Annotated in this window: 17 protein-coding genes; 10 read left to right on the top strand and 7 right to left on the bottom strand. The window is 64.4% G+C overall.

Annotated elements, in window-relative coordinates; genetic code table 11:
* Positions 1 to 80 precede the first annotated feature (80 nt).
* The 6 genes from G5S42_RS11070 to G5S42_RS11045 all read right to left on the bottom strand — a co-directional run bounded on the left by G5S42_RS11070 (position 81) and on the right by G5S42_RS11045 (position 5803).
* Positions 81 to 773, bottom strand: coding sequence for a hypothetical protein (locus G5S42_RS11070; protein ID WP_176106787.1), 693 nt, complete (start codon positions 771 to 773; stop codon positions 81 to 83).
* Entirely contained in the window at positions 773 to 1255 is a 483-nt protein-coding gene (locus tag G5S42_RS11065; RefSeq protein ID WP_176106786.1) for a glycoside hydrolase family 108 protein, read from the bottom strand. The genes G5S42_RS11070 and G5S42_RS11065 overlap by 1 nt, the downstream gene beginning before the upstream one ends.
* 53 nt (positions 1256 to 1308) lie before the next feature.
* The gene (locus tag G5S42_RS11060) at positions 1309 to 2784 is read right to left on the bottom strand and encodes a tetratricopeptide repeat protein (protein WP_176106785.1); all 1476 of its coding nucleotides are present in this window, start codon (positions 2782 to 2784) and stop codon (positions 1309 to 1311) included.
* 285 nt (positions 2785 to 3069) lie between these two features.
* The gene (locus G5S42_RS11055) at positions 3070 to 3933 is read right to left on the bottom strand and encodes an ABC transporter permease (RefSeq protein ID WP_176106784.1); all 864 of its coding nucleotides are present in this window, start codon (positions 3931 to 3933) and stop codon (positions 3070 to 3072) included.
* 16 nt (positions 3934 to 3949) lie between these two features.
* Complete coding sequence (locus G5S42_RS11050; RefSeq protein WP_026228638.1) at positions 3950 to 4744, bottom strand: ABC transporter ATP-binding protein; 795 nt, start codon at positions 4742 to 4744, stop codon at positions 3950 to 3952.
* A 39-nt stretch (positions 4745 to 4783) separates the two neighbouring features.
* Positions 4784 to 5803, bottom strand: coding sequence for an ABC transporter substrate-binding protein (locus G5S42_RS11045; RefSeq protein WP_176106783.1), 1020 nt, complete (start codon positions 5801 to 5803; stop codon positions 4784 to 4786).
* Positions 5804 to 6090: 287 nt separating this feature from the next.
* Here G5S42_RS11045 and G5S42_RS11040 point away from each other — a divergent pair, with 287 nt between their 5' ends.
* The 5 genes from G5S42_RS11040 to G5S42_RS11020 all read left to right on the top strand — a co-directional run bounded on the left by G5S42_RS11040 (position 6091) and on the right by G5S42_RS11020 (position 11483).
* Positions 6091 to 6768 carry a response regulator gene (locus tag G5S42_RS11040; RefSeq protein WP_013092490.1) on the top strand — a complete coding sequence of 226 codons (678 nt, stop codon included), beginning with the start codon at positions 6091 to 6093 and terminating at the stop codon, positions 6766 to 6768.
* A gap of 2 nt (positions 6769 to 6770) precedes the next feature.
* Entirely contained in the window at positions 6771 to 8156 is a 1386-nt protein-coding gene (locus tag G5S42_RS11035) for a sensor histidine kinase (RefSeq protein ID WP_176106782.1), read from the top strand.
* Between the two features lie 126 nt (positions 8157 to 8282).
* A complete protein-coding gene (locus G5S42_RS11030; RefSeq protein WP_176106781.1) occupies positions 8283 to 9323 on the top strand; it encodes an ABC transporter substrate-binding protein in 1041 nt (346 codons plus the stop codon).
* Between the two features lie 50 nt (positions 9324 to 9373).
* Entirely contained in the window at positions 9374 to 10756 is a 1383-nt protein-coding gene (locus tag G5S42_RS11025) for a sensor histidine kinase (RefSeq protein WP_176106780.1), read from the top strand.
* 31 nt (positions 10757 to 10787) lie between these two features.
* A complete protein-coding gene (locus tag G5S42_RS11020; protein WP_176106779.1) occupies positions 10788 to 11483 on the top strand; it encodes a response regulator transcription factor in 696 nt (231 codons plus the stop codon).
* A gap of 81 nt (positions 11484 to 11564) precedes the next feature.
* Here the strand turns inward: G5S42_RS11020 and G5S42_RS11015 are convergent, their stop codons facing one another.
* Entirely contained in the window at positions 11565 to 12404 is an 840-nt protein-coding gene (locus tag G5S42_RS11015; protein WP_176106778.1) for a DNA-binding transcriptional regulator, read from the bottom strand.
* Between the two features lie 220 nt (positions 12405 to 12624).
* Here G5S42_RS11015 and G5S42_RS11010 point away from each other — a divergent pair, with 220 nt between their 5' ends.
* From G5S42_RS11010 to dmpG, 5 genes are read left to right on the top strand one after another with little or no spacing between them, the layout of a single operon-like run.
* Positions 12625 to 14487, top strand: coding sequence for a bifunctional 3-(3-hydroxy-phenyl)propionate/3-hydroxycinnamic acid hydroxylase (locus G5S42_RS11010; protein ID WP_176106777.1), 1863 nt, complete (start codon positions 12625 to 12627; stop codon positions 14485 to 14487).
* Between the two features lies 1 nt (position 14488).
* The gene (locus tag G5S42_RS11005) at positions 14489 to 15439 is read left to right on the top strand and encodes a 3-carboxyethylcatechol 2,3-dioxygenase (protein WP_176106776.1); all 951 of its coding nucleotides are present in this window, start codon (positions 14489 to 14491) and stop codon (positions 15437 to 15439) included.
* A gap of 18 nt (positions 15440 to 15457) precedes the next feature.
* On the top strand, positions 15458 to 16267 hold the full coding sequence (locus G5S42_RS11000) for a 2-keto-4-pentenoate hydratase (RefSeq protein ID WP_176106775.1): 810 nt from the start codon (positions 15458 to 15460) through the stop codon (positions 16265 to 16267).
* 35 nt (positions 16268 to 16302) lie between these two features.
* Positions 16303 to 17253: an acetaldehyde dehydrogenase (acetylating) gene (locus G5S42_RS10995; RefSeq protein ID WP_176106774.1), complete on the top strand. Its 951-nt coding sequence runs from the start codon at positions 16303 to 16305 to the stop codon at positions 17251 to 17253.
* Positions 17254 to 17266: 13 nt separating this feature from the next.
* A complete protein-coding gene (dmpG, locus tag G5S42_RS10990; RefSeq protein WP_176106773.1) occupies positions 17267 to 18292 on the top strand; it encodes a 4-hydroxy-2-oxovalerate aldolase in 1026 nt (341 codons plus the stop codon).
* Positions 18293 to 18298: the final 6 nt, after the last annotated feature.

The following is an 18298-nucleotide window of genomic DNA, read 5'->3' as shown; positions in this document are numbered from 1 at the left end:
GAGCTCTGCTTTGAAACGGACCTGCACGCGACGCTCGGCGTATCTCGTCGCGTGCATGATTCGCTCAGCCTGGCATGGATTCAACTGCCGCCAGAGAAGATCGGGCCTTGCCCGCCCGGCGCGAACGACGGGAAGGGGTCGCCGGACGGCGCGACCGCCGCCGGTGCATGCGCTCCCGGCTGCGACGCCGGTTCGCGCAACGTCAACGCGCTATCGGCCGTGATCGGTACACTCGGCTTCGCGAGCAGCTCGGTCTTGCGCATCGAGCCGACCGACGTGCCGAAGTAATAGCCGATGATGCTGATCCACGCGGTTCCCAACGCGCCGACGATCACGTTGACGAGATCCTTGTTGGTGCCCGGCAGAGGCTGAAACGCCATCAGCAGCAGAATGCCGAAGAAGCCGGTGGTGACGGCCATCGCGAGCACCTTCGGAACCCAGTCGCGATTGGCGACACCCATCGCGCGTGCATTCGCGGTATCGCTCGTGGCGATGCGGGCCATGTCGGCGTCGTGCGCGAGGCTCGACTGCGCGGCCGTCACCATCAACTGCTGCAGTTGCAGCGAGTTAGCGCTCTCGGCCTGGCGAAGTTTTTCGAGTGCGCCGGGGTCGTTCAACGCGGGTTCCACGAAGGCGGGGTCGCTCGGCGTGCCGAGCGCGTGCGAGATGATCGCGGCGGCGGCGGTCACGCCGAGGCCGACCGGACCACCCACGAGCCCGGCGAGAAGCGGGGCGGTGCTGCTGATGTTCGTCGCTACTTTAGACCAGTCCATCATGCTGCTCCCAGGAGAAGATTGGCTGCCATCCGTTCGGTCCAGCCGCGGCTGAAACTCGGCCACGAATGCAGATTGCGCAGGTACCGCAGACGATACGCGGCGAAGCGCATCACGAACTTCATCGGGTCGGCGTTCTTGACCGCATCGAGCGTGTCAGGGCCGAACTTGCCGTCTTCCTTCGCGCCGGACGCTTTCTGTATCCACAGCACGACGAGGCCGCCGTTGTAGTTCGCATCGAAAATCTGAAAGGCCACGCGCGGATCGAGTTCGTCGAGATGCAACGGGTCCCAGTACCTGCGCTTGGCGATCTGATGGGCGGTTTCGAGCGGCAGGTCTTTCATCGCGCCGTTGTAGCCCTCGCTGCGCGCGACGCGCGCCGTCACACCCCACATCGTTTCGCCGCCCGGATCGGCCGGATTGAAGCTGTACCCGCCTTCGTTTCCGATCAAGGCTTTGAATGCATCTTCGAAACTGTCCATCGAACTGTCTCCTGTTCGGCTGTGTTGCCAACTCAAATGGCGATGCGCGCGGCTCAGGCCGCTCGCATCGCCTGTCCTACGGCGTCGCGTAACGTGTCGAGCGAGGCCCGCAGCGGATACGACGTCATCGGATTCGAAACGGGCTTGACGCGCGGGTCAGGCCTCGATGTCTGGGTGTCGGCCTCGTCGGGCGATGCGTCCGTCGAGAGCGCCAGCTCGCGTTCGCGCGCCGACAGCGTGGCGGCGTCGACCTGCAATGCCTGTGCGTACTTGCGCGCGGCCTCGCGCAGAGCGCCTTTGTGTTCCAGCGCGCGGCCCCATTCCGCATAGGACGGCGCGAGATCGGGCCGCAACGCGACGGCGCGCGAGAGCTTTTCGATTGCTTCGTCGTAGTGGCCGGTCTTGACGAGCGCCTCGGCCCAGTCGTGCAGCGTGTCGACGGATTCCGGGTTCATCTCGGCGGCCCGTCTGAATGCGTCGAGCGCTTCGCGGTTGTGCCGGTTCGTATGCAACAGCACATCGCCGAGCAGCCGCAGGTTTTCAGCGGTGCGCGACGTTTCGTTCGCGCCGGTCCGCAGTTCCTCGAGCGCATCGTCGATGCGGTTCTGCTGTTCGAGCGCGATGCCCAGACTCGCGCGCAGCACGGCCGAGTCCTTGTACTGGATCAATGCTTCGCGGATCTGCTGCTCGGCTTCTTTCGAGCGCTGCTGACTGTCGAGCAACCACGCCTTGCCCGCGACCGCCCATTGGGCCTGTTCGGACGAGGGCAGCGCGAGGACTTCGTCGTAGATTCCGACGATCTCGCGATAGTCGCATTGCGCGAGCGAACATTTGGTCTTCTGCACCTGGGTGAACAGATGACTGGCGAGGATGTTGGGTTCGGCGAGGCGCATCGCCGTGGTGGCGATGTCGTGCACGAACTTTTCGAGGTCGCGCCCTTCGAACGGCACCGTGCTTTCGCGGCCGTTGAACGGGCCGTGTTCTATCTGCACATGCGCGACATACGAATCCGCGCTGTTGTTCGTCTTCGTGATGCCGACGTGCACGGCGACATCTTCGCGCTGGAGCAGGCCTTTGATGAAGCGCACCGTCGTCGCATACGACATCTCCTGACCCGGGATCTGGATGTCCTGCTGCGCGTCGTTGCTGGTCATCGTGTCGTGCGGAATCGATTCGGCGTCTCGCCCGATCTCCTTCATCGCCGACATGATCCGCTCGGCGACAAAGTTCGACGTGTAGCCGCGCTCGGTCAACGCTTGCGGCGTCTCCACCGGCGGCACCAGCAATTGACGCGTGAGCACGCCGCGCGCGACGAGGCAGATCGAACCGATCGTCAGCAAGATGACCAGCCACGGCAACACATATGGCCAGAGCCGCTTCGGCCCGCGGCCGATCACACTGGCGGTATGCAAGCCGAACAGCACGAATCCGCTGGAATGATGACGATGGCGGCGATTCACGGCGTTGGCGCGTATGACCGCACCGCTGAACCCGTTCATCGACCGACGTTGACCCTGTGCACTCGACATGACCCACCTCGCTTCGATCGGCGACCGATGTTGGCGACCGCCCGACTTGCGCGGTGAGGACGCATCGAACGTGCCATGCCGCAGGGAATGGGCTAGCGGGCCGCTGTTGGCTTGCGGTGAGGGGATTGAAAGAAAGAAGTGTTGCAGGCTGGCCAACGTCTCGGGAAAAACAGTTTGCCGGCGGGAGACAGGATGCGGGTTGGCAAATAAAAATGCCGCTCAGTCCAGAAGACTGAGCGGCATCGGTGAAGCGAACTACTGTTTGAGGACTTGCGCTGCGGCGGCTTAAACCGAACTCGGCCGCCACTTCAACAATCGATGCTCCACCGCGGTCAACAGGTAGTCGGCGGCAAGCGCGACCACCGCCAGCACGATCATCGCCGCGAACACGCCGCTCGCATTGAACGCGCCCTGCGCGGTGGAGATCAGCAAACCGATACCCTGCTTCGAGCCGAGAAATTCGCCGACCACCGCGCCGACCAGCGCGAAGCCGAAGCTCACGTGCAGGCTCGCGAGAATCCAGCTCAGCGCCGACGGAATCACGACCGAGGTCGTCACCTGGCGGCGCGACGCGCCGAGGATCTGCGCATTCGCGATCATGTAGCGGTCCGCTTCGCGCACGCCCTGGAACGCGTTGGCGAACACCACGAAGAACACCATCACGACCGCGAGCGCGACTTTCGATGCCATGCCGAGCCCGAGCGCGATCACGAACACCGAGCCGAGCACGACGCGCGGAATCGAGTTGGCGATCTTGATGTAGAGGCTGAACACGTCGGAGAGCAGCTTGTTGCGGCCGAGCACGATGCCGCAGACGATGCCCGCGACGGAACCGATGATGAAGCCGAGGCCTGTCTCTTCGAGCGTGACCCACACCTGCGTGAGCAGCGGACCTTGCGACGTGCCGTTCACGAACCAGTCGACGATCTGTTCGAAGATCGCGCTCGGCATCGAGAAGAAGAACGGGTCGATCCACTTCAGGCGCGCGGACAGTTCCCAGCCGCCGAGCACGACCACGAGCACCAGAATGCGCAGCGAAATCACCAGAACCTGGCGCTGGCGGATCTTCTTCTGCGCGATACGCTCGACGTGAGCGAGCGACGCGGCGTCGATGCCCGAGGGCATCATCTGTTGAGAGGGTGTAGACATGTTTGCCGTTCCTTGATTAACCGATCTGCACTTCTTCGCGCAGGTCATGCCAGATATCGCGCGAAATTTCGATGAAACGTGAGTCGTAGCGGATCTCCGACGTGACACGCGGTCGCGGCAGATCGATTTCGTAGACTTTCTTCAGCGTGGCGGGGCGCGCGGTCAGCACGAACACGCGGTCGGCGAGCGCAATCGCTTCCTCGAGGTCGTGGGTGACGAACACGACCGAGCCGACGCCGCCCCACAATTGCAGCAGCTCGTCCTGCATCAACGTGCGCGTCTGCATGTCGAGCGCCGAGAACGGCTCGTCCATCAGCAGGATTTCCGGCTTGTTGATGAAGGTCTGCGCAAGCGCGACGCGCTTGCGCATGCCGCCGGACAGTTGATGCGGATAGTGCTTGCCGAACTTGTCGAGGCCCACGCGGCGCAGCCATTCGTTCGCTTCGTCGTAGGCGGCCGATTTCGAACGGCCGCGATAGAGCGGACCCGCCGCGACATTGTCGAGCACCGAGCGCCACGGAAACACCGCATCGGCCTGGAACACGAAGCCGATGCGCGGATCGATGCCGTCCACCGGCGCGCCCATCACGCGCACTTCGCCGGTGGTCGGCTTCAGCAAGCCGGTGATCATGCTGAGCGTGGTGGACTTGCCGCAGCCGGTCGGGCCGACCACCGCGACGAATTCGCCGCGTGCCACCGACATGCTGAAGTCGCGCAGCGCGATCGTGGCCTTGCCGTCCGGGGAAATGAAACGGCACGACACGTTGCGCATTTCGATCGCTGGCGTCTCGCGTGACATAGGTTGATTCATCGGCGGGTGCCTCGCAGTTCTGTGAATATGAAAGAAGCGTTACTTCGACGCGGTCTTGACCGGCGCCGACAGGAAGTCGTTGGTGTAGGTCTTGGCGAGGTCGATATGCTTGCCCTTCACCGACGGATTGAATGCGGACAGCACCTTCAGCACCGTGTCCGGGCCGTCGGCGGGCATCTTGCCGTCCTTCGTGAACATCGGCAGCGACGCCTTCAGTGCGCCCACGTACAGGTCCTTGTTGTTGCCGTAGTAGTCCTTCGGCATCTGCGCGGCGATGTCCTCGGCGCTATGCGTCGCGATGAAGTTCAGCGTCTTCGCGAACGCGTGCGACAGCTTCGCCGCGTCGTCCTTGTGCGATTCGGCCCACGCGCGCTGCACGTAGAAGCTCGACGCGGGGTAGGTGCCGCCGAGCGCGGCGCGCGTGCCTTCCACGGTGCGCATATCGACCAGCACCTTCGCGTCGCCGGTCTTCAGCAGTTGCGAGACGGTCGGCTCCGTGGTCATGCCGGCGTCGATGCGGCTTTGCTTGATGGCGGCGATGAAGCTGTTGTCCGCGCCGACCGGCAACATCGTGTATTGCGTCGACGCCACACCGGCGCGCTGCGCGAGGTACTGCGTGAGGAAGCTCGTCGACGAACCGAGGCCGGTCACGCCGAGCGTCTTGCCTTTGACGTCGGCCATGCTCTTCAGCGAATCGGCCGCCTTCGTCGAGACCATTTCGACTTCGCCCGGCACCTGGCCGAAGACGACGAGCGCCTGCACTTCCTTGCCCTTGCTCTGCAGGTCGATCGTGTGATCGTAGAAGCCGACCACCCCTTGCACCGCGCCCGCGAGCAGTTCGTTCTCCGCATCGACACCGGCCGGCTGCGACAGGATTTCGACGTCGAGGCCTTCGTCCTTGAAGTAGCCGAGCTGCTCGGTGAGCTTGGCCGGCAGATAGATGATCTTGGTGGCGCCGCCGACCATGATCGTGATCTTCTCGGCGTGAGCGGCGGCCGAAGCGGCGGCAAGGGCGAAAGCAACTCCTGACACAACGGCAATCTGGCGCAAGGTACGCATGAAGCAGTCTCCTTAGGTGGGTCGCCGCGATCGAGGCGCGGCGCTTTCTGGGTGAATGGCAGCGATTATAGAAACGCGAAACCTTCTGCCAGCTTTCGGGGTTTGGCGCAAAACATGGGTGTTAACCCGACGATGCGCCGACGATGCGCCGACGACGCGCCGAAATTTCGCGGGAATCGCCGCTGCGCTCGCGGCAGCCACAGGACGTATGCTGTAAACCACACTGCACGCGCGCAGAGCCCTTGTTTTAAGGCACAATCGACGACCTGACTTTTGCCGTTCCCGCCATGAAGCTGCTGCTGATCGAAGACAACCCCACGCTTGCGCACTGGCTCGCGAAGATGCTGGAGCAGGAAGCCTTCGCGCTCGACGCCGTGCAGGACGGCGACGAAGCCGACCGCCTGCTGCGCACCAATCACTACGACGTGATCCTGCTCGACCTGAACCTGCCGAAGCTGTCGGGCAAGAACGTGCTGCGCCGGCTGCGTCAGCGCGGCGACGCGACGCCGGTGCTGATCCTGACCGCGAGCGGCTCGATCGACGAGAAGGTGGAACTGCTCGGCGCCGGCGCCGACGACTACCTGGTGAAGCCGTTCGAAGTGCGTGAGCTGATCGCGCGCATCAAGGTGGCGATCCGGCGGCAGTCGCCGTCCAAAGCGAGCGAGGTGGTGTGCGGCGACCTGTCGTTCGACATCGACACACGCCAGTTCACGCTGAAAGGCGCGCCGCTGAACGTGACGCCGCGCGAGCGTTCTGTGCTCGAAGCGCTGATCCTGCGCCTCGGCAAGACGGTGACGAAGCCCGCGCTGGTCGATGCGATCTTCACGCTCGCGGACGAGCCGAGCGAAGACGCGGTCGAGATCTACATTTCGCGTTTGCGCAAGAAGCTCGATGGCAGCTCGGCCGCGATCGTCACGCTGCGCGGGCTCGGCTATCTGCTGCGCAAGCGGGAAGACGACCAGTAACGATGTCCAATAGCCTGCGCATCCGTCTGCTGTGGTGGCTGCTCGTGCCGCTCGCGCTCTATGTGTTCGTGACCGGCAAGACCGAGTACGACAACGCGCGGCACACCGCGAATCTGGTGCAGGACAACCAGCTGGTCGCGTCGGCGCGGATGATCGCGGGCGAGGTCGAATGGAGCGACGGTTTTCTGCGTGTCGATGTGCCGCCCGCCGCCCTCGAGATTTTCGCGTCGCCATATCGCGACCAGGTGTTCTACAGCGTGCGTGTCGACGATGGGCGGCTGCTCGCGGGTACACCTGATTTCCCGCCGCGTCCGCTGCGCGCGCCCGACGTGCCGGACTCGTACTACACCGAGTTGCACGGCCAGCAGGTGCGCGCGGTCGACATCGTGCGGTTCATGTACGACAACGGCGCGACGCGCCCCGTGCGCGTGACGGTCGGCAAGACCGTGCGCTCGCGCGACGCGATGACTCAACAACTGTGGCGGCCGCAACTCGTGCGCCAGCTCGAAATGATCGCGCTGGCAGTCGCACTCGTTTGCATCGGGCTCACGTTCGAGTTGCGCCCGTTGATGAAGGTGAAAGACGAGGTAGCCGACCGCGATCCGATGCAGCTCGAACCGATCCGCGTCGAGCGTCTGCACTCGGAACTGCGGCCTATCGTCGATGCGATCAATCAGTGCATCGCGCGGCTCGGCGTGCAGGTGGCGGCGCAGCGGCGCTTCATCGCGGATGCCGCGCATCAGTTGCGCACGCCGCTCACGCTGCTCGGCACGCAACTGCAGTTCGCGCGGCAGCAGGAAGGCCTGAATCCCGCGCTCGACGAAGCGCTTGCCGCGATGCATCGAAGCAATCGTTCGATGGTCGGTCTCACCAACAAGCTGCTGCTGCTCGCGCAGGCCGAGGCCGCCGACAACTCGCAACTCGCGATGGAACGCGTCGATCTGGTACCCCTCGCAATGGAAGTCGTCGAAGATCTCGGGCTGCTCGCGCAGGCGCGTGAAATCGATCTGGGCGCGGAATTGCATGGCGCGGCGCCGGTGCTCGGACATCGCGGCATGTTGCAGGCGCTGATCGCGAATCTCGCCGAGAACGCGATTCGCTATACGGGCAGCGGTGGCCACGTGACGGTCGCCGTGAGCGCGGATACCGAGGCCAATACGGTGACGGTCAGCGTAACCGACAACGGCCCCGGCATTCCGGCCGAGGCGCGCAGCCGTGTGTTCGAGCCGTTCTTTCGCGCGTCGACGGATACGGAAGGCACGGGCCTCGGTCTGGCGATCGTGCGCGAAATCGCGGACGCGCATCACGGCGAGATCGTGCTGAAGGCGGGCGAGGGCGGCAAGGGCGTGGATATCGCGGTGACGTTTCCGCGCGCGATGCCGCAGTGATCGGGACAAACCCGAAGTTCGCGCAACAAATGCAGCGCTGAAAGCATAGGGAAGGGTTCGCCCCTTCAGAATCACGGGCACGCGACCCGCGCGGCGCCCAGAGCAAGATAACGGAGACACCCGCAAATGAAGCTTTCCCCGACGCGTTTTTCGCGCGCGGCCTATGCCGCCGTGGCGGCGTCGCTCGCATTGTGCGCGCTCGCGACGGTGGCGACACCTGCGCAAGCGGCCGAGCCGGAGAAACTCGCGATCATGGTGGGCGGCACCAACAAGCTCATCTATCTGCCGGCGCGTCTTGCCGAACAGCTCGGCTATTTCAAGGGGGAAGGGCTCGACGTCGAACTGCTGTCGCAGCCGACTGGAATAGAGGGCGAGAATGAGATGCTCGCCGGCGCGGTGCAGGGCGTGGTCGGCTTTTACGATCACACGATCGATCTGCAGACACGCGGCAAGGAAGTGAAGACGATCGTCGTGTTCAGCCAGGTGCCGGGCGAAGTGCAACTGGTCGCGGCGAAGTCGGCCGCTTCGATCCGCAGCATGGCCGACGTGCGCGGCAAGACGCTGGGCGTGACCGGGCTCGGTTCCTCGACGAGTTTTCTGACGCAATACCTCGCACAGCGCGCGGGCGTGCCGTCCACGCAATACACGCTGCTGCCGGTCGGCGCGGACAGCAGTTTCATCGCGGCGATGCGGGAAGGACGCATTCACGCGGGTATGACGACCGAGCCGACCGTCACTCAACTTTTGAAAGCAGGCGACGCCAAAGTACTCGTCGATATGCGCAACGTCGACGGCACGCGCGCCGCGCTCGGCGGCATGTATCCGGCGTCGAGCCTCTACGTGCAAAGCACGTGGCTCGACGCGCATCACGACGAAGCCGCGAAACTCGCGCGCGCATTCGTCAGGACACTGCGCTATATGCATACCCACAGCGCGGAACAGATCGCCGCGCGGATGCCAAAAGAAGACATCGGCAACGACAAGGCACTGTATGTCAGCGCGTTGCAGGCTTCGCTGCCGATGTACACCGTCGACGGCAAGATGCCCGCCGACGGTCCGCAGACGGTGCTGAAGGTACTGTCGAGTTTCAATCCGGCGGTGAAGGGGCGGTATATCGATCTGTCGCGCACCTTCACCAACCAGTTCGTCTCTGACGTGAAGCCTTGAAAGCGGGCTGACCGCGTGGGTCGCATCGAGCACAAGAGGATCGGCACATCGTGTTTTCAGGCAGTTTGCGCGGACGCTTGTTGTGGTGGCTGCTGTTGCCGCTGGCGGCATTCGTCTCCATTTCAGTCGTCATTTCATACCGGTTCGCGCAGAACACCGCGGACCTGGTGCAGGACAATGCGCTGCTGTCGTCGATGCGGATCATCGGCGAGGATATCGACTGGGACAACGGTTCGGTGTCGATCCAGATTCCGCCGGCCGCGCTGGAACTCTTCGAATCGCCGGAACAGGACACGGTTTTCTATCGCGTCGAGGCGGGCGGCCATCGTTTGCTCGCGGGCATCCCCGAGTTGCCGCTGCCGCCGCATGTGAGCGACAAGCCAACGCTTTATTCCACCCATTTCGCCGACGGCCGCGCGGCGCGCGCGGTCGCCTACGCGCGGCAGCTTTACGACTCGGGACACACCGAGGAAGTGATCGTCGCGGTCGCGAAGACGGAGGGCTCGCGCGACGCGATGGTGTGGCGTCTGCTGCGGCCGCAATTGTCCGGCGAAGTTCTGACGCTGGTGCTGGCGATGGTGTTCGTCTACCTCGGCCTGACCTTCGAACTGCTGCCGCTGATGAAGGTGAAGGACGACGTTGCCGATCGCAATGCGTCGCAACTCGAACCGATTCGCGTCGCGCGTCTGCACGTCGAGCTAAGGCCGATCGTCGAGGCGATCAACCAGTGCATCGCGCGAATGGGCCAGCAGGCCGCGACGCAGCGTCAATTCATCTCCGATGCAGCGCATCAGTTGCGCACGCCGCTCGCGCTGCTGGCCGCGCAGATCCAGTTTGCGCGGCAACGCGATAGCCGCGACGCCCCGCTCGACGAAGCGCTCGCGGGCATGCACAAGAGCAGCCGCAAGCTGACCACGTTGACCAACAAGCTGTTGCTGCTGGCGCAGGCCGACTCGGCCGCGCCGCTGAACGTGCCGGAGCGGATCGATCTGAGCGCGTTGATCGCGGGCGTGCTCGAGGAGTTGATCGCGTTTGCGCAGTCGCGAGAGATCGATCTGGGCGCGGAGCTGGAAGACGGCCTGTACGTGACCGGTGACGAAGCATTGACCGCGGCCCTCGTGACCAATCTGGTCGACAACGCGCTGCGCTATACGCAGGCGGGCGGGCGTGTCACGGTGCAGACGCAGCGGCGCGAGGGCATGGCGATCGTGCGTGTAATCGACAACGGGCCCGGCATCAAGGCCGATGCGCGCGAGCGAGTGTTCGAGCGCTTCTATCGCGCGTCGAGTCACGCGGAAGGGACTGGTCTCGGCTTGCCGATCGTGCGCGAGATTGCGCATCGCCAGGGCGGCAGCGTGACGCTCGAATCGAACGCAGGCGGCGCGGGCCTCGTTGCGACGGTCGAGATGCGCTTATGGCTCGGCGCAACTTGACGTCGCGCGACTCACCAATGAGAGGACAACGATGAAACTGCTGCTCGTGGAAGACGACGCGGACCTTGCGCGCTGGGTGATGAACCTGATGCAAGTCGAGCAATTCGCGATCGACTGGGCGCAAAACGGCGAATGCGCGGAGACGCTGCTCGGTCTGCAATGCTATGACGCGGTGCTGCTCGATCTGCGCCTGCCCGGCATGAGCGGCAAGGAGGTGCTCGCGAGGTTGCGCCGCAAGCGCGACAACGTGCCGGTGCTGATGCTGACCGCGAATGGCTCGACCGACGACAAGGTGGCCTGCTTTTCGGCCGGTGCGGACGACTATGTGGTCAAGCCCTTCGATGCGCGCGAACTGGTGGCGCGCATCAAGGCGCTGATTCGCCGTCAGGCCGCGGGAGACAGAGGGCAGTCGACCGAATGCGGCAATCTGCGTTATCTGTTCGATTCCCGCGAATTCGTGCTGCGGGACGAACGCCTGCCGTTGCGCCGCCGCGAACACGCGATCCTCGAAGCGCTGATACTGAAGCAGGGCAAGACCGTCTCCAAAGCCACGCTGATGGACAAGATCTTCACGCTCGACGAGGAGCCGAGCGCCGACGCGATCGATATCTATATTCACCGGCTGCGCAAGCATCTCGCGGCATCGACCGCGAAGATCATGACCTTGCGCGGACTCGGCTATATCTTGCGCGAAGAAGAACCGCACGAGGCATTTGCGTCTGCCTGAGATGACCGCACGATAGGAGCGCGTTTGCACGCGGTTCCGAGGTGCCAGGCGGACGATTTTAATAAGGTTTCGAAAGCGGCCTCACGAGTTGCGCTCGCGCCCCGTACGCGTTTTACCCGCTCCGCTGTTAGCGCTGCTCTGCGCCGCGAGTTCCTCGACCATCTCACGCGCAGCCGTCTGCAACTCGGGCACATAGCGCCGCTTCGCTTCCGCAAGCGACACCGCGCGCGACAGAAACACCACGTTCAAGCTCGCGAGCACTCGTTCCTCGAACACGATCGCGACGGCGACCGCGCCGATCTTCCCCTGGTCCGCCCAGTCGCCGTGATTCGAACCGAACCCATCCGCGCGCACGCGTCTCACGAGACTGTGGATCAACGCGTCGTTCGACGCGAGCGCCTTCTGCTCCTCGCCGCCCGCGCCCGCGCGCAGCAGATCGAGAATGTCCTCGCGCTCTTCATCGGGGCACATCGCGAAGTACGCGCGGCCCGCCGCGGTCAGCAGCATCGGCAAACGGCGGCCGACCATCGCGCGATGAAACGACAGCGTACTGAAGCGGTGCGTGGTCTCGCGGATGATCATCGCGTCGCCGTCGGGCGTGGTCAGATCGGACGGCCACGCAACACGTTGCAGCAGACGCCCCATGACCGGCGGCGCGATGGTCGCGATGCGTTCGTCATCCGTGAAGCCTTCGCTCAGCGCGCGCACTTTCAGCGTGAGCCGGAAGCTGTCGTCCGACGCGCTGCGCCGCACGAATCCTTCTTCCATCAACGTCTCCAGAAGCCGCCGCGCGGTGGTGCGATGCAGGCCGGTCAGCTCGCTGATCTGCTGGCTCGTCGCGCGGCCGCTGTCCATCGAGTTGAGTGCTTGCAGCACCTGCAAGCCGCGCGACAGACCTCGCACATTCGTGTATTTGGTCACTTAAAAACCTCAATTAAATCAGCTATGTGCATTCTATGCACATTTTCCAGATTTTGTTGAGCGGGCAGGTGGCCGGTCCTAGACTGCCAACAAATCAACGATTTCATGGAGACGCGAGCAGTTGCCCGCAGGCGATTTTCGCCGTGGCTAGCGCTGGTTCCCGCCGCCGCGCTCCGTGAATAGCTCGACCCGGTCAATCCGGTCGATATACGGAGACAACATGCCCCAACCGCTCGACCCGGTGGCCGCGCAAGGCCACAGCGGAACCGTCACCACCGACGTCGCGATCATCGGCGCCGGCCCGGTCGGTTTGATGATCGCCAACTATCTCGGCCTGCAGGGCGTACGCGTCGTGCTGATCGAAAAGCTCGAGAAGATCATTGACTATCCGCGCGCGATTGGCCTCGATGACGAAGCACTGCGCGTGTTCCAGTCCGTCGGCCTCGCCGATGCGTTGCTGCCGCACACGACTCCCGATCACTGGATGCGCTTCGTCACCCGCAACGGTCACTGCTTCGCATCGATCGAACCGCGCACCGACGAATTCGGCTGGTCGCGCCGCAACGCGTTCATTCAGCCGCTGGCCGATCGCGTGCTGTACGACGGCCTGCAACGCTTCCCGCACGTCGAGGTGCTGTTCGGCCACACCGTCAACTCGTTCACGCAGGACGGCAGCGGCGTGACGATCGAAGCGGAACACGCGCAGAGCGGCCGCCGCACGATCCGCGCGTCGTACATGGTCGGCGCGGACGGCGGCAACAGCTTCGTGCGCCGCACGCTCGACGTGCCGTTCGAGGGCCGCACGAAACCGAATCAGTGGATCGTCGTCGATGTGCGCAACGACCCGATCGGCTCGCCGCACGTGTACATGCACTGCGATCCACGACGCCCGTATGTGTCGGCCGCGCTGCCGCACGGCATTCGTCGCTTCGAATTCATGGTGATGCCCGGTGAGACCGAGGAAGAGCTGTCGAAGCCGGAGAACATGGCCGCGCTGATCCGCAAGGTCGTCGCCGAGCCGGACAAGGTCGACTACATCCGCAAGCGCGTCTATACGCACAACGCGCGCCTTGCGAGCAGCTTTCGCGTGAACCGCGTGCTGCTCGCCGGCGACGCCGCGCACATCATGCCGGTATGGCAGGGCCAGGGCTACAACAGCGGCATTCGCGACGCTAGCAACCTCGGCTGGAAACTCGCGATGGTGGTCAAGGGAGTCGCCGGCGATGCGCTGCTCGATACCTATACCGCCGAGCGCCGTTCGCATGCGCGCTCGATGATCCACCTCTCCGAAGTGGCGGGCGACATTTTCGCGCCGACGAGCCGCTTCGGCATCAAGTTCCGCGACGCGTTCGTGCGTACGTTCAACTGGTTTCCGGCGGTCAAGCGCTACTTCGTCGAAATGCGTTTCAAGCCGATGCCGCGCTATGAAAGCGGCGTCGTGTTGCTCGCGCACACGCCGCGCAAGCGCGGCTGGCTCGCGCGCGTGCTCGAACGCTCGGGCCATTCGGCGCCAGGCCGCCTGCTCGGTCTGATGAGCGAGAAGCGCGAGTCGCGCCTCGGCCGTCTCGTGTATGGACGCGACCCGCATTGTCATTCGCCGGTCGGCCGCATGTTCATTCAGCCGCGCGTGCGTACGGCGAGCGGCGAGATCGTGCGACTCGACGATGTGCTCGGCAACCGCTTCGCGATCGTCGGCTGGGGCGCGGAACCGACCTTCGGTTTGTCGGAGGAAGCGCGCGCGATCTGGCAGCGGCTCGGCGGCTGCTTCGTGGTCGCCAAGCCGGACACGCAACTGTCTTTTCATGACGACGTGCCAGACGGCGTGATCGCTATCGGCGATGTGAATACGCGGCTGAAGGACTGGTTCACGCGAGTGCCGGAGTCGGTCGTGCTGTTGCGTCCGGATCGTTTCGTCGCGGGCATGGGCTCGCCGCAGCAAGTGTCGCAACTGGTCGTCGAACTCGCGCGGAAGCTGCAACTCGACGCGGCAACGCGTGCGGATGTGGCGAATGCCGGCAACGAAGCGGCGTTCGCGCGCGACGCCGTTGCCACTCTCGCAACCGCTGCAAGCGCCGGAGCCTGATATGCCGATGCTGCTCGAATGCCTATCGCACACGCCGTTGCACGGCTATTACGATCCCGCGCCCGAAGTCGTCGCCGAAGTCGAGCGTGTGCATGCGGCGGCGCGTGCGCGCGTCGTCGAGTTCGATCCCCAACTGGTCGTCGTGTTCGCGCCCGATCATTACAACGGTTTCTTCTATGACGTGATGCCGCCGTTCTGCATCGGCGCATCGGCGAGCGCGATCGGCGACTTCAAAAGCCTCGCCGGTCCGCTGAACGTGCCCGCCGATACGGCGCTCGAACTGGCCGAAGCGGTGCTCGCGAGCGACGTCGACGTCGCGGTCTCCTACCGCATGCAGGTCGATCACGGTTGCGCGCAAGCGCTGGAGATTCTGACCGGCGGACTCGATCGATATCCGGTCGTGCCGGTGTTCATCAATTCGGTGGCCGCGCCGATGGCTTCATGCCGCCGCGCGCGTCTGCTCGGCGATGCGTTGGGCCGCGCGCTCGCACGCTCGAATCAGCGCGTGCTCGTGATCGGCTCGGGCGGCATCTCGCATGAGCCGCCGGTGCCGGAACTCGCGGGCGCGAGCGAGGAAGTCGCCGAGCGTCTGATCGCGGGCCGCAATCCGTCGGCCGAGTCGCGCGCGGCGCGGCAGGCACGCACGATTGCGGCTGCGCGCGCGTTCACCGCGGGCGACAGCCATCTGCATCCGCTCAATCCCGAATGGGATCGCGCGTTCCTGAAGCTGCTCGAAGACGGCGAGCTCACCGCGCTCGACGGCCTGACCAACAACGCAATCACGCGCGATGGCGGCAAGTCCGCGCACGAAATCCGCACGTGGATCGCCGCGTTCGGCGCGCTGAACGCGAGCGGCCCGTATCGCGCGTCGCTCGATTACTACCGTCCGATCCCCGAATGGATCGCGGGCTTCGGCGCGATGCACGCGCGGCCCGTGACTGCCCACGTTTAACCGAATCTGGAATCCCCTATGAACACTCAAAGCAACATCGACGCGTTGGCCCTGCGCCTGCGCGAATCGGAACGTACGCGCGTGACCATCGCGCCGCTGCGCGACGACGCGCGTTTCACCGAACTGCCGAACCTCGCCGACGCCGAGCAGCTCGCGTACGCGGTGCAGCAGGCCAACGTGGCCGCGCGCGTCGCGGCGGGCGAACGCATCGTCGGCCGCAAGATCGGACTCACGTCGGCGGCCGTGCAGCGCCAACTCGGTGTCGATCAACCTGACTTCGGCGCGCTGTTCGCATCGATGGCGTATGGCGACAGCCAGCCGATTCCGCTCGGCGAGCTGATCCAGCCGAAGGTCGAGGCGGAGATCGCGCTCGTGCTCGAACACGATCTGCTGCACGAGCGCCACACGTATGCCGATCTGATGCGCGCAACCGCGTATGCGGTCGCGGCGATCGAAGTGGTGGACAGCCGCATCGAGGGCTGGAACATCCGCTTCGTCGATACGGTCGCGGACAACGCGTCGAGCGCGCGCTTCGTGCTCGGCAGCCGCCCGGTGCTGCTGCGCGATGTCGATCTCGCGGCCTGCGCGATGACGCTGTCGAACGATGCCGAAGTCCTGTCGCGCGGCAATGGCGCTGCGTGTCTCGGCAATCCGCTGAATGCCGCTGCCTGGCTCGCGGATCGGATGGTCCGGCTCGGCACGCCGCTGCGTGCCGGCGACGTGCTGATGACGGGCGCATTGGGCCCGATGGTCGCGGTCAGGCAGCCGGGCACCTTCAGCGCGCAGATCGACGGTCTCGGCAGCGTCCGCGCGACTTTCTCCGCATAAAGCAAGCACTCGCAAGCAATCGATTGGGAACTCATATGGCAAGCGAAAAACTCAAGGCCGCGATCATCGGCTCGGGCAATATCGGCACCGATCTGATGATCAAGATCCTGCGTCACGGCAAGCATCTCGAAGTCGCGGCAATGGTCGGCATCGATCCGAACTCGGACGGTCTCGCGCGCGCCGCGCGGCTTGGCGTCGCGACCACGCATGAAGGCGTCGAAGGTCTGACGCGTCTGCCCGTGTTCAATGACATCGACTTCGTTTTCGACGCGACCTCGGCCGGCGCGCACGTGAAGAACGATGCGCTGTTGCGAAAGCTGAAGCCTTCGATTCGCGTGATCGATCTGACGCCGGCCGCGATCGGGCCGTACTGCGTGCCGGTCGTCAATCTCGACGCGCATATCGGCGCGCCCAACGTGAACATGGTGACCTGCGGCGGACAAGCGACCATTCCGATGGTCGCGGCCGTGTCGCGCGTGGCGAAGGTGCATTACGCGGAGATCGTCGCATCGATCAGCAGCAAGTCGGCCGGTCCCGGCACGCGCGCGAATATCGATGAATTCACCGAGACCACGTCGAAGGCGATCGAAGCGGTCGGCGGCGCGGTGAAGGGCAAGGCGATCATCGTGCTCAATCCGGCCGAGCCGCCGGTGATGATGCGCGATACCGTCTATACGCTGTCGGAGATGGCCGATCGCGCGAAGGTCGAGGCTTCGATCGAGCAGATGGCCGCCGCGGTTCAGGCGTACGTGCCCGGCTATCGTCTGAAGCAGAAGGTGCAGTTCGACGAAATTCCCGCTAACGCGCCACTCAACATTCCGGGCCTCGGCCGCTTCAGCGGCCTGAAGACGTCGGTCTTCATCGAGGTCGAAGGCGCCGCGCACTACCTTCCCGCCTATGCCGGCAATCTCGACATCATGACTTCGGCCGCGCTCGCGACCGCCGAGCGTATGGCGCAGGCGCTCGTGCAGGCATCAGAGGCTTAAGGAGACTTCCCGCATGGACAAGAAACTGTATATCTCCGACGTGACGCTGCGCGACGGCAGCCACGCGATTCGTCACCAGTACTCGATCCAGAACGTGCAGGACATCGCACGCGCGTTGGACCGCGCGAAGGTGGACAGCATCGAAGTCGCGCACGGCGACGGCCTGCAAGGTTCGAGCTTCAACTACGGCTTCGGCGCGCATAGCGACCTCGAATGGATCGAAGCAGTCGCGGATGTCGTCGAGCACGCGCAGATCGCGACGCTGCTGCTGCCCGGCATCGGCACGATTCACGACCTGAAGGCTGCGTACAACGCGGGCGCGCGCGTGGTGCGCGTGGCGACGCACTGCACGGAAGCGGACATTTCGAAGCAGCACATCGAATACGCGCGCGAACTGGGCATGGACACCGTCGGCTTCCTGATGATGAGCCACATGACCACGCCGGAGAACCTCGCCATCGAAGCGAAGAAGATGGAGAGCTATGGCGCGACCTGCATCTACGTAGTCGATTCGGGCGGCGCACTGACGATGAACGATGTGCGCGACCGCTTCCGCGCGGTGAAGGCCGTGCTGAAACCCGAAACGCAGACGGGCATGCACGCGCACCACAACCTGTCGCTCGGCGTGGCGAATTCGATCGTCGCGGTCGAAGAAGGCTGCGACCGCATCGATGCATCGCTCGCGGGCATGGGCGCGGGCGCGGGCAATGCGCCGCTCGAAGTGTTCATCGCGGCAGCGGAGCGCATGGGCTGGAATCACGGCACCGACCTCTACACGCTGATGGACGCCGCCGACGACATCGTGCGTCCGCTGCAGGACCGGCCGGTGCGCGTGGACCGCGAAACGCTCGCGCTCGGCTATGCGGGCGTGTATTCGAGCTTCCTGCGTCATTCGGAAGTGGCCGCGAAGAAGTACGGTCTGAAGACCGTCGACATTCTGGTCGAGCTGGGCAAGCGCCGCATGGTCGGCGGCCAGGAAGACATGATCGTCGATGTCGCACTGGATCTGAAGCGCGGATCCGACGCAGTGGCCTCATGACCCAGA

Source organism: Paraburkholderia youngii (genome assembly GCF_013366925.1).
GTDB lineage: Bacteria > Pseudomonadota > Gammaproteobacteria > Burkholderiales > Burkholderiaceae > Paraburkholderia > Paraburkholderia youngii.
The sequence above is the reverse complement of the archived record's forward strand: the minus strand, read 5'-3'. Positions and strand labels throughout refer to the sequence as shown.